10 protein-coding genes are annotated in these 11,793 nt (G+C 70.6%); 8 read left to right on the plus strand and 2 right to left on the minus strand.

The features are described from left to right. Nucleotides 1-465 precede the first annotated feature (465 nt). Entirely contained in the window at nt 466-1,026 is a 561-nt protein-coding gene (locus EDF31_RS05010) for a YceI family protein (protein ID WP_111086826.1), read from the minus strand. 109 nt (nt 1,027-1,135) lie between these two features. Continuing rightward, the gene (locus EDF31_RS05015; RefSeq protein ID WP_131845389.1) at nt 1,136-2,068 is read right to left on the minus strand and encodes a hypothetical protein; all 933 of its coding nucleotides are present in this window, start codon (nt 2,066-2,068) and stop codon (nt 1,136-1,138) included. Nucleotides 2,069-2,561: 493 nt separating this feature from the next. On the opposite strand from EDF31_RS05015, the gene EDF31_RS05020 reads away from it, so the two are divergent. From EDF31_RS05020 to EDF31_RS05055, 8 genes are all read left to right on the plus strand, one after another. Further along, the gene (locus EDF31_RS05020; protein ID WP_131845390.1) at nt 2,562-3,566 is read left to right on the plus strand and encodes an aldo/keto reductase family protein; all 1,005 of its coding nucleotides are present in this window, start codon (nt 2,562-2,564) and stop codon (nt 3,564-3,566) included. Nucleotides 3,567-3,831: 265 nt separating this feature from the next. Continuing rightward, complete coding sequence (locus EDF31_RS05025) at nt 3,832-4,302, plus strand: GtrA family protein (RefSeq protein WP_243649870.1); 471 nt, start codon at nt 3,832-3,834, stop codon at nt 4,300-4,302. Further along, complete coding sequence (locus EDF31_RS05030) at nt 4,299-5,831, plus strand: glycosyltransferase family 2 protein (RefSeq protein ID WP_207896053.1); 1,533 nt, start codon at nt 4,299-4,301, stop codon at nt 5,829-5,831. Before EDF31_RS05025 ends, EDF31_RS05030 begins: the two co-directional genes overlap by 4 nt. Continuing rightward, the gene (locus tag EDF31_RS05035) at nt 5,828-7,816 is read left to right on the plus strand and encodes a glycosyltransferase family 39 protein (RefSeq protein ID WP_131845391.1); all 1,989 of its coding nucleotides are present in this window, start codon (nt 5,828-5,830) and stop codon (nt 7,814-7,816) included. The genes EDF31_RS05030 and EDF31_RS05035 overlap by 4 nt, the downstream gene beginning before the upstream one ends. Before the next feature lie 182 nt (nt 7,817-7,998). Continuing rightward, a complete protein-coding gene (locus EDF31_RS05040; RefSeq protein ID WP_123294030.1) occupies nt 7,999-8,820 on the plus strand; it encodes a DUF4397 domain-containing protein in 822 nt (273 codons plus the stop codon). Nucleotides 8,821-8,921: 101 nt separating this feature from the next. Then, a complete protein-coding gene (locus tag EDF31_RS05045; RefSeq protein ID WP_131845392.1) occupies nt 8,922-10,076 on the plus strand; it encodes a glycosyl hydrolase family 8 in 1,155 nt (384 codons plus the stop codon). After that, nucleotides 10,073-10,771: a class F sortase gene (locus EDF31_RS05050; protein ID WP_165901328.1), complete on the plus strand. Its 699-nt coding sequence runs from the start codon at nt 10,073-10,075 to the stop codon at nt 10,769-10,771. The genes EDF31_RS05045 and EDF31_RS05050 overlap by 4 nt, the downstream gene beginning before the upstream one ends. A 45-nt stretch (nt 10,772-10,816) precedes the next feature. Next, nucleotides 10,817-11,611 (plus strand): polyprenol monophosphomannose synthase, encoded by a 795-nt coding sequence (locus tag EDF31_RS05055; RefSeq protein ID WP_131845394.1) that lies wholly within the window; start codon nt 10,817-10,819, stop codon nt 11,609-11,611. The last annotated feature ends 182 nt before the right edge of the window (nt 11,612-11,793 follow it).

The following is an 11,793-nucleotide window of genomic DNA, read 5'->3' on the forward strand; positions in this document are numbered from 1 at the left end:
GTTGTAACTCGGGGGCCGGTGTGCGGATTCCCGCGCGTGCGGGCGTGCCCCTGTCCGCTGCCCAACGCTACGCCGAGGAGCCCGGCCGAGCGGGCGAAATGCCGCGGTCGTGCGCGTAGCCACCGGACGTTTCCGCCCGTTCACGCCCGTGCGGGGTCGGTGCGCACTGCACTCGCTGACACCGGAGGAGCGTGCCAGCGCGTGGTCCCTGGGCGAGCGGGCGAAATGCCGGGGTCGAATTCGAGATGAGGCCGGTATCTCGCCCGTTCGCCCGGTTGCGCTCGCGATGGAGCACCCGCTCGGGTCGCAGCGGCGGGCGGCGGGCGGCGGGCGGCGGGCACGGACGCACCCCCGAAGCACCGCGGGGACGACGAACGCCCCGGCTCCGTGGGGAGCCGGGGCGCGTGTCTCGGGTTCGGGTGGTGCTGTTCGGTGCCTTCAGTCAGGCAGCGAGTCCGAAGGGACTCAGGCCGCCTGGAGCACGAACTGGACGTCGAGGTTGATCGTCACGTCGTTGCCGAGGGTGAAGCCACCGGCCTCGAGCGCTGCGTTCCAGTTCACGCCGAACTCGGTGCGGTCGATCTTCGTGGTCGCCTCGGCGCCGAACTTGACCTGGCCGTAGCCGTCGGTCGTGAAGCCACCGAGCTCGGCCTTGAGGACGACGGGCTTGGTGACGCCGCGCAGGGTCAGGTCGCCAGCGATGTGCAGGTCGTCGCCCTTGGCCTCGATGCTCGTCGAGCGGAAGGTGAGCTGCGGGTGCTCCTCGGTGAGGAAGAAGTCGCTCGTCTTCAGGTGCTGGTCGCGCTGCTCCTGGCCGGTGTTGATCGACGCGACGTCGATGTTCGCCTCGACGGTCGACTCGAGGGGGTTCTCGGCGGTGACGACGGTGGCGTCGAACGTCTCGAACTTGCCCTTGACCTTGCTGATGGCGAGGTGGCGGACCGAGAAGGTGACCTCGGAGTGGGTGGGGTCGATCTTCCAGGTGCCGGTCTGGTAGCCGGGGATGGTCGTGGCGGTGAGCGTCATGGTGGTCCTTCTTCCGAACGAGAGTCTGTGGTGCGACGCGATCCATGCGCCTGCATCAACCTGATACTACGCCAGTGTGCACCCTTTTGGTTGAAGCGTCAACCATTGTTCACCGAAGCGTCGCGAAGCGATGGTCGTGCGGTGCGCTGAGCCCAGCCTGCAGGAGGCGTCTCACACGCTGTACGAATCGATCGACACCTCGGCCGACGTCGTCCGCCGCGGCTCGGACCAACCACCAGTCCACGTCCTTCAAGTGCTCGCCGCGGGTGAGGTCCTTCCGGAAGGTGGCCGGGTCGGTGCGGTGGAGATCGCTCTCGTACTCGATCGCCACCCGTGCTGCGGGGTAGGCGAGGTCCACGCACGCGATCCACCTGCCGTCCACGATCACGTCGTGGTTCAGGGCGGGTTCCGGGAGTCCCTGGCGGACGAGGGTCAGCCGTGCCCTGGTCTCACCCGGGGAACGAGAACCCGGCCTGATCTCGGCGAGAGCGTGGCGCAGCTTCACGACGCCCCGGAGCCCGCGCCGCCGGCCGACTGCCAGGATCAGCTCGTCGAGGGTCGCCCATCCGAGCCACCCGACGAGGGCGTCACCCGCGATGATCAGTTCGTCGAGCGTCAACATCGTGCTCAGCGCGACGAACGTGTCCGCTGGCGTCGTCAGACGCACACCTCGGCTGGTGGTCGCACGGACCCTGCCGAGGTGGGCGCGGTGTCCGACGGCGCCGCGGACGCGAAGCGCCTGATCGACCCCGATCGTCGTGACGTGGAGCCGCGGCGAGCCCTCGAGCCGGCGGGGGAGCGGGATGCCGAGGATCGCGGCGGCCGTGACGTGGCTGAACACCTGGTCGGGGCGCAGCCGGGGAGCCAGCGCGCGGGCGCGTTCGTCAACGGTTTGCGGCGGAACCGCGGATCGGGTGCCGTGGAACGGGCGGACGAGGTCACGTGCCTCGAGGCGGCCGCGGGACACCCCTCGATGCAGTGCGTCTCGGACGCGGAACGAGGCGTCCCGCAGCGCCAACGGGAGTCGGCGTCTGGCGGTCATCTCCACATCGTGGAGCCGAGCGGGCGCGACGGTGGCGAGTCGTGCCTCCAGTGTGGACGGCCCGCGATCCTGGCGCCCCTGTGGAGGAATCGCGCCGCGGTCGAGCGGGCGAAACACCGGGGTCCGGCTGCGTGGCGACCGCGGCATTTCGCCCGCTCGCGGGGGCGCCCGACGGCGCGGACCGCAGCGCTGCCCGCCCGGCCGGTCAGCGCAGCGGTCGGGACCGCGGCGACGGCGTCAGCCCGCCCATCGCGGCGAGGCTCCCGCGGTCGCGACCTCAGCGACGACGCGAGCGGGCGTATTGGCCGGGTGTCGCCGTCGGGCACGCTGGCATTTCGCCCGCTCGCGGGACGGGATCCACCCTCGCGAGATCCGCGCTCGCGGCGGCCGACCGCACCGCACCCCGCTACGCGCCCACCGCCCCACCCCGCGGCGGGCGGCAGGCACTCGCGGGGCCCCTCACGTGTCGGCGGGCTCCAGTAGCGTCGGGACCATGGAATTCAGGTACCTGGGCAACTCCGGACTCAAGATCTCCGAGATCACCTACGGCAACTGGCTGACGCACGGCTCGCAGGTCGAGAACGACGTCGCCTCCCAGTGCGTGCGGGCAGCGCTCGACGCCGGCATCACCACGTTCGACACCGCGGACACGTACGCCAACACCGCCGCCGAAACCGTCCTCGGCGAAGCACTCAAGGGCGAGCGGCGTGCTGGGCTCGAGGTCTTCACGAAGGTCTACTGGCCCACCGGCCCCAAGCAGCACAACGACGTCGGACTCAGCCGCAAGCACATCCTCGAGTCGATCAACGGCTCGCTGACCCGGCTGCAGACCGACTACGTCGACCTCTACCAGGCGCACCGCTACGACCACGAGACCCCGCTCGAAGAGACCATGCAGGCCTTCGCGGACGTCGTCCGCCAGGGCAAGGCGCTCTACATCGGCGTCAGCGAGTGGAACGCCGAGCAGATCCGCGCCGGCGCCGCGCTCGCGAAGGAGCTCGGCTTCCAGCTCATCTCGAACCAGCCGCAGTACTCGATGCTGTGGCGGGTCATCGAGGGCGAGGTCGTCCCTGCCTCGAAGCAGCTCGGCCTGTCGCAGATCGTCTGGTCGCCCATCGCGCAGGGCGTGCTGACGGGCAAGTACAAGCCGGGTCAGCCGCTGCCCGAGGGCTCGCGTGCCACAGACGAGAAGGGCGGCGCGGACATGATCAAGCGGTTCATGCGCGACGAGGTCCTCGAGGCCGTGCAGCGCCTGCAGCCCGTCGCCGACCAGGCCGGCCTCACGCTCGCGCAGCTCGCGATCGCGTGGACGCTGCAGAACGACAACGTCGCCAGCGCAATCGTCGGTGCCTCGCGTCCGGAGCAGGTCACGGACAACGTCAAGGCAGCGGGCGTCACGCTCGACGCCGACGCGCTCGCCGCCATCGACGAGGCGCTGGGTGACCTCCCGGAGCGCGACGCGGCCAAGACCGTGTCCCCGGCGCAGCGTCCCGCCTGAGACGCGACCCACCAGCGGACGGGAGGCCCGTGGCGACGCCGCCACGGGCCTCCCGTCCGCTCTGCTGGCCGCCTGCACAGACCGGTCCGGTCTGCACAGACCGGCCGTCCGTACCCCGGATGAACGGCACGTGTCGTGGAGCTGGCAGAAACCTGGGTAAGCCCGTACCCCACCCAAACCACGAGCCACTTACCCCCGAATCGGGGGCATGACCCGAACTGATACCCCCGTTCTGGTGTCACCCGACACCGGTACGGTGCCGACCGTGCGACCCGGCACGGTCTCGCGCCTGCTCGCCACCGCGAGGCAACTCGCGTCGTTCGGCACGATCGGTGCCGTCTGCTTCGTCATCGATCTGGGCATCTACAATCTGCTGCGGGCCACCGTCATGCCCGACGGTCCCATCGCCGCGAAGATCGTGTCGGCCGTCGTGGCGACCGCCGTGGCGTGGATCGGCAACCGCTTCATCACGTTCCGCGCCGAGCGCCAGACCGGCCGCCGCGAGACCGTGCGCGAGGGGCTGCTCTTCGCTGCCACGAACCTGATCGGGCTCGGCATCGCCGCGGCCTGCCTGTTCGTCTCGCACTACGTCCTCGGGTTCACCTCGACCTTCGCCGACAACGTCGCCGGCAACGGCGTCGGCCTCGTGCTCGGAACCGCCTTCCGGTTCGCCGCGTACAAGGCCCTCGTCTTCCGTTCCACCGATGCTCGTCGCACGAAGGGGCTCGCCGCATGACCATCTCCGCCACGCTGCTGACGGCCGCAGGGCCGCTGCTCCAGCCGAACGAGGGGACCGCTCCGTCGAGCGTCCCGAACCGAGGGACCACCGACGTCCCGACCGGAGGCTCCGGTGCCGTCCAGCAGGCCGCGTGGTCGCTCGGTGAGTGGATCGGCTACTCCGCCCTCATCGCGATCTCCGTGCTGCTCACGATCGTCGCGCTGACGACGCTCTGGTGGATGCTGCACGCCTGGCGCTCGCGGGACGCGCTGAAGTCGACGAGCTTCAGCCAGACCCCGCGCCCGGCCGCGCACCGCTTCACCCTGCTGGTGCCCGGACGACACGAGCAGGAGGTCATGGGCCAGACGCTCGACATGCTCGCGAAGCAGGACCACCCCGACTTCGAGATCATCGCGATCGTCGGCGAGGACGACCCGGAGACGGACGCCGTCGTGCGCGCCGCCGCAGCCCGCCACCCCGAGCTGATCCGAGTGGTCGTCGACGACACCCTGCCGAAGAACAAGCCGAAGGCGATGAACCTGGCGCTGCAGTACGCGACCGGTGACGTCGTCGGCGTGTTCGACGCCGAGGACGAGGTCTACCCGCACCTGCTCACCCTGGTGGACTCGCGGTTCCAGGAGACCGGTGCCGACGTCGTGCAAGGCGGCGTGCAGCTGATGAACTTCAAGTCCAGCTGGTGGTCGCTCCGGAACGTCCTGGAGTACTACTTCTGGTTCCGCTCGCGCCTGCACTTCCACGCCGGCTCGAAGTTCATCCCGCTCGGCGGCAACACCGTCTTCGTGACGAAGGAACGCCTCGACTGGTCGAACGGCTGGGACGCGCACTGCCTCGCCGAGGACTGCGAGCTCGGCGTCCGGCTGTCCGCCGACGGCGCGAAGGTCGTCGTCGCCTACAGCCCCGAGGCCGTCACCCGCGAGGAGACCCCGCCGACCTTCGCCTCGCTGCTCAAGCAGCGGACGCGCTGGAACCAGGGCTTCCTCCAGGTGCTCGGCAAGGGGGAGTGGAAGAAGCTGCCGTCGTTCCGTCAGCGCTTCTTCGCCCGGTACATGCTGACCATGCCGTTCATCCAGGCGGCCACCGGTCTGCTCATCCCGCTCAGCGTCCTGATGATCCTGTTCGTCAAGGTGCCGACGGCGATCGCCCTGGTGTCGTTCATCCCGGTGGCACCGACGCTCATGCTGCTGGCCGTCGAGGTCGTCGGCCTCAACGAGTTCGGTCGCATCTACAAGGAGAAGGTCCGGTTCCGCGACTACGTGAAGCTCGTGCTCGGTCTCGTGCCGTACCAGATCTTCCTCGCCGCAGCAGCCGTCCGAGCCGTCGTCCGCCACGCCAAGGGGCAGAACGGCTGGGAGAAGACGGAGCACACGGGCCAGCACCGGAACGCCGAGCAGCCCGCCGAGGTCGTCGGCTTCGCGTCGGAGTTGACCGGGTCCGCGGGCGCGACGTCTTCGTCTTCTTCGTCTTCGTCTTCGTCTTCGTCTTCCGAGCGTGAGCTCGCCGGCACGACCACAGGAGGGACCCGATGACCGCCAGCATCACCAACACCACCGGCATCCCGATCCGCGGTGCCGTCGCGGGGAACCACACCGGCATCGGCGCCTGGTTCCGCCGGCACGCCGCGAGCCTGACGTGGCTGCTGCCCGTCGTCGCCGTCACCGTCATCGTGCAGGCCTGGAACATGTCCGGCACCCCGCAGCGGATCGACGACGAGGGCACGTACACGGCGCAGGCCTGGGCGATCATGCACCTCGGCGAGATCACGCACTACACGTACTGGTACGACCACCCGCCACTCGGCTGGATCCAGATCGCCGGCTACACCGGTCTGACCGGGGCGTTCGCGCGCTACCCGTTCGCCGTCGAGGCCGGCCGCGAGGCGATGGTCTTCTTCTCCGCCGTCTCGAGCATCCTGCTGTTCGTCCTGGCCCGCCGCCTCGGTGCCGGCCGGATCACCGCTGCCGCAGCCGGACTCGTCTTCGCGCTGTCGCCGCTCGCCCTGCAGTACCACCGCACGGTCTACATCGACAACGTCGCGACGCCGTGGTTGCTCGCCGCGTTCGTCCTCGTGCTGAGCCGTCGCCAGCAGCTCGCAGGGTTCGCCGGTGCCGCTGCGTGCCTCGGCATCGCGGTGCTCTCCAAGGAGACGTACCTGCTCGCCCTGCCGTTCCTCATCTGGATGGCGATCCGTCGCGCCGACAAGAGCACCCGCCGGTACACGCTGAGCGTCGCCGGCGCCGTCCTCGTCATCATCGGCGGCGGGTATCTGCTGCTCGCCGCGGTCAAGGGCGAGCTGCTGCCGAGCAGCGGTCGGGTCAGCCTGTTCGAGGGCATCACCTACCAGCTCGGCTCGCGCTCGGCATCGGGTTCGCTGTTCGACCCGGGCAGCCTGGCCAACGCCGCCGCGTCGCAGTGGTGGGCGCTCGACCCGGTGTTCATCGTGCTCGGCTCGGCCGCCGCGGTCGTCGGGCTCTTCATGCGACGGGTCCGTCCGATCGCCGCGATGCTCGTCTTCCTGCTCGCGATGATGTTCCGCCCGAACGGGTACCTGCCGGTGCCGTACGTCATCATGCTCATCCCCTTCGCCGCCCTGCTGGTCGCCTACACGGCCGAGCGTGCCGTCCTGGCGATCGCCGGTCGGGTCCGCACCCGGACCCGCCTCGGCGCCGGGACCCATCGTGGTCTCGGCATCACCTGGGCCGTCACCACCGCGGTCGCGCTCGTCGTGGCGGTGCCGCTCTGGGGAACACAGCTGCGCGGTTTCGTCCTGGGCAACCTCGACCTCCCGATGCAGCAGGCCGAGCAGTGGGTCGGGGACAACGTCTCGAAGTCCTCCCGACTGCTGGTGGACGACGCCATGTGGGTCGACCTCGTCGAGGACGGCTTCGCCCGGAACAACGTGGTCTGGTACTACAAGCTCGACACCGACGGAGCCGTGGAGCGCCAGTCGCCCAACGGGTGGAAGGACTCGGACTACGTCATCACGACGGACTCCATGCGGACCGGCGGCAACTCGTCGTCCGACATCCGCCAGGCGATCGAGAACTCGACGGCCGTCGCGACCTTCGGGTCCGGTGACCAGCAGGTCGAGGTCCGACGCATCCACGCCGAGGGGTCGACGGCCGCACAGACCGCGATCACCCGGGCCAGCGACCTGCGGAAGACCATGGGCACCGAGCTGGCGTCGAACCCGGCGCTCCGGGCCGACGACGGCACGAAGTCGCAGTTCCGTGCGGGTCAGGTCGACTCGCGAGCGATGATCGCGCTCGGCCAGGTGCTCGCCGACCAGGACGTCCGCGTCGACCGGTTCACCCCGCTCACGGGCGAGACCGGGCAGCCGTTCCGCACCGCCGTCCTGCACACGAGCGACGCTGCCTCGGCGGAGCGCGTGGCCGCCACCTTCGAGGCGATGCCCGATTCGTTCCGGCCGGCGTCGGTCGAGCGTGAGGGCGAACGCCTCACCGTCACGTACACCCCGGCGGATCCGACCACGACTGCGACGAGCGCCTCGTGACCCGCCGACCCGCCGCCCCGTCCGCCGCCCGGATCGCCGAGCGGGCGAAACACCCGGGTGCTCCGGGCGCGGACCCCGGCATTTCGCCCGCTCGCGGGGCGGCTCGCACCCACGGCCCCAGCACGGCCCGCAGCACCACCTCACACAACTCGACCAGCACCACGACCCGAAGGAGCACGACCATGACCGCACACACCCAGCGACGTCGCACCGTCGTCGTCGGCGCACTCGCAGCGACCCTCGTCGCCGCGACCGTCGGACTCGCAGCACCCCAGACCGCCTCCGCCGCCACCGCCGACGAGGGCTGGCTCCGCGTCGGCCACCTCTCGCCCGACACGAAGGGCGTCGACGTCGAACTGTCCAGCCTGTCCGGCGGCAAGACGATCTTCGAGCTGGACGACGTCACGTACGGCCAGGTCAGCAAGTACCAGGAGCTCCCGGTCGGCACCTACGTGCTGTCGATGCGGGCCTCGGACGCCCCGGACTCCACGCCCGTGATCTCCACCGACGTCAAGGTCGACAAGGGCGACGCGAGCACGGTCGTCGCGTACGGCAAGAACACCGACCTCAAGACGACGGCGTTCACCGACGACCTGCAGCAGCCCGGCGACGGCAAGGCGAAGCTCCGGCTGGTCCAGGCCGCCACCACGGCGAAGCAGGTCGACGTGAGCACCTCCGAGGGCACAGCCATCGCCGAGGGCGCGAAGTTCGGCACCGCCACCAAGTACGCCACCGTCGACTCCGGCAAGTGGACGCTCGACGTCTCCGGCAGCGGCCAGCAGGGCACCGCCAGCGTCGACCTCGCGGGCAACACGGTCTCCACCCTGTTCGTCCTCGACGACAGCAAGGGCGACCTGACGGTCGTGCCGGTCACGGACGCCGCAGCCACCGCCGCGACGCCGACCGGCGGCGTGCAGACGGGTGGCGGCGGCGCAGCCGCCGACCGACCGATGACGGAGGCCGTCCACACGGCCATCGCAGCGCTCCGCTCGCTGTACCGCTGACGCCCTGGCCGGGAGGCACGGATCACGTGCGCCGACACGCTCACGTGATCCGGGCCTCCCGTCCAGATCCATCGTCACCATCCACGGAAAGGCAGGCCAGCATGACCCGCAGGACCTGGATACCCGTCACCGCCGCAGCGGCGGTGGTCGTCGCCGTCGGCGTCGCGCTCATCGCGGTTCGCCCGTGGGGGCAAGACACCGAGGCCTCGAGCGGCTCGGTCGCCACCCCGACCTCGACCAGCGCGCCCGACGCGGCACGCTCCCCGAAGGAGCTCCGCACGGAGTTCCTCGACCGGTACGTGCATGACGGCCGTGTCGTCCGCACCGACCAGGGCGACGACACCGTCAGCGAGGGACAGGCCTACGGGCTGCTCATCGCCTTCGCGAACGGTGACCGCGACCGGTTCGACGACATCTGGAAGTGGACGAAGACGCACATGCTGACCGACGACGACCTGCTCGCCTGGCGTTGGACGCCCGACGACGGTGTCGCCGACGAGCAGCCGGCGAGCGACGCCGACCTTGACGCCGCGCGGGCCCTGGTGCTCGCCGGCGACGCGTGGGGCGAGGACCGCTACACGGCAGCCGGCAAGCGCATCGCCTCGGCGATCCTGGAACACGAGACCGCGACCACGGAGCTCGGCACGATCCTGCTGCCCGGGCCGTGGGCGGACTCCGAGCCGTACCGGTACAACGCCTCGTACGCGTCGCCGGCCGCCTTCGCGGTGCTGGCGAAGGCCACGGGCGACGACCGCTGGACCGCGCTGAACCGTGGCTCTCGCGCGGCGACCGCGGCGGTGCTCGACGAGTCGCAGCTGCCGAGCGACTGGTCGCAGGTGCACGCCGACGGCACCGTCGACCCGATGCCCGCCACCGGGGGAGACCAGCGCGTGCTGTACGGCTACGACGCGATGCGGACGCCCGTCCGCTACGCCGAGGCCTGCTCCGCCGACGACCGCGCCCTGGCCGGGTCGCTCGCCCCGACCCTGCGTCGGACGACGCAGCTCGCGGCGCAGCTCGACCTGGGCGGCACCGCCGTGACCGGGGACACGAACGCCCTGGCGTACACCGCCCGGGCCGCCGCCGAGTACGCGGCCGGTTCCTCCGGTGCGGCCGCCGATGACCTGGAGCGGGCCGACCGGACGGCTGCCACCACGCCGACCTACTACGGGGACGCCTGGGCAGCCCTCGGTTCGACCATGCTCACCTCGGACGTGCTCGGCGGCTGCGCGACGACGGCCGGAGGGGCATCGTGACCGGCCGACGGTCCGCCGGGCGTGGTTCGGTGTTCCGACGTCGTGGCGTGCTGATCGGGGCCGTGCTGGCCGCGGTCGTCGTGGGCGGCGGCGTCACCGGTGTGGCGCTCGCGTCGACCGTCGGCAGTGACGGGTCGGACGGGCGGGCCGGTTCGGCGCCGTCGAGTTCGGCGTCGGCTTCTGCTTCTGCTTCTGCAGGGTCGGGCATCGAGGGGTTCCAGGACCCGGCCGTACCCGCTGCCCGATCCGCGGCGACCCCGGTCAGCGTCTCGATCCCCGCGATCGGCGTGCAGTCGAACCTCGAGGACCTGCACCGCGGCACGGCCGGCGAACTCGACCCGCCCGTCGACTGGGACAGCGCCGGGTGGTTCAGTGACGGCATCGTCCCGGGTGAGGTCGGCCCGGCAGTCATCGCCGGCCACGTCGACAGCCCGACGAGCGCCGCCGTGTTCTTCCGGCTCGACGAACTGGTCGCCGGCGACGAGATCCACGTCGCGATGTCCGACGGCAGCACCCGCACCTTCACCGTCGACCGCTCGGAACGCGCCGCCAAGTCGGCGTTCCCGACGAGCGACGTCTACGGCACCACCCCGACCCCCCAGCTCCGACTGATCACCTGCGACGGCGTGTTCGACACCGCCACCGGGCACTACACGGACAATCTGATCGTGTTCGCAGACCTCTCGTCGGACTGACCCAAACACCGACCGATACATTCGATGTGGAGCACGAGGAGCACCATGAGCGAGACCCTGGTCATCATCCCGACCTACGACGAGGCGGAGAACGTCCGTCCCATCGTCGAGCGCACGCTCGCCGCCACCGACGACAACGTCCACGTGCTGGTCGTCGACGACAACTCGCCGGACGGCACCGGTGACATCGCCGATGCCATCGCCCGTGAGACCGACCGCGTGCACGTCATGCACCGCACGGTGAAGGACGGTCTCGGCGGCGCGTACCTGTCCGGGTTCGCCTGGGGCCTCGAGCACGGCTACGGCAAGCTCGTCGAGATGGACGCCGACGGCTCGCACCACCCCGAGTACCTGCCGTGGATGCTCGAGCTCGCGGACACGAACGACCTCGTGCTCGGGTCCCGCTGGATCAAGGGCGGCAAGGTCGAGAACTGGCCCTGGTACCGCGAACTCCTGTCCCGAGGCGGCAACCTCTACACGCGCCTGGCCCTCGGCATCGCCGTCCGCGACGCCACCGGCGGGTTCCGGGTCTTCACCTCGCGGGCGTTCGAGCGGATCGACCTGGCCGGCGTCGCCTCGAAGGGGTACTGCTTCCAGGTCGACCTGTGCTGGCGTGCTCTCGAGGCCGGGTTGCGCGTCGTCGAGACCCCGATCACGTTCACCGAGCGGGAGTTCGGCGTCTCGAAGATGAGCGGCAACATCGTGCGCGAGAGCCTGGCCCTCGTGACGAAGTGGGGCATCGACCGCCGCATCCGCGAGACCCGTTCCCTGGTCAAGGACCACCGGAAGCTGCCGTCCGTGCGCACGAACGCGCACGCCGTGGCCGACCACGCGGCCTGACCCGCTGGGTCGGCGTCGGCGTCGGCGCTCGGCCCCCGGCCCTCGGCGTCGGTACCGCGAAAGCGACAGTGTCCCGCGAACTGTTCGCGGGACACTGTCGCTTTCGCGGATCGGCCGCCCGTGGGCAAGCCCGGCCCGCCCGTGGGCAAGCCCGGCCCGCCCGTGGGCAAGCCCGGGCCCGC

It is taken from the genome of Curtobacterium sp. PhB142 (assembly GCF_004341255.1).
Taxonomy (GTDB): domain Bacteria; phylum Actinomycetota; class Actinomycetes; order Actinomycetales; family Microbacteriaceae; genus Curtobacterium.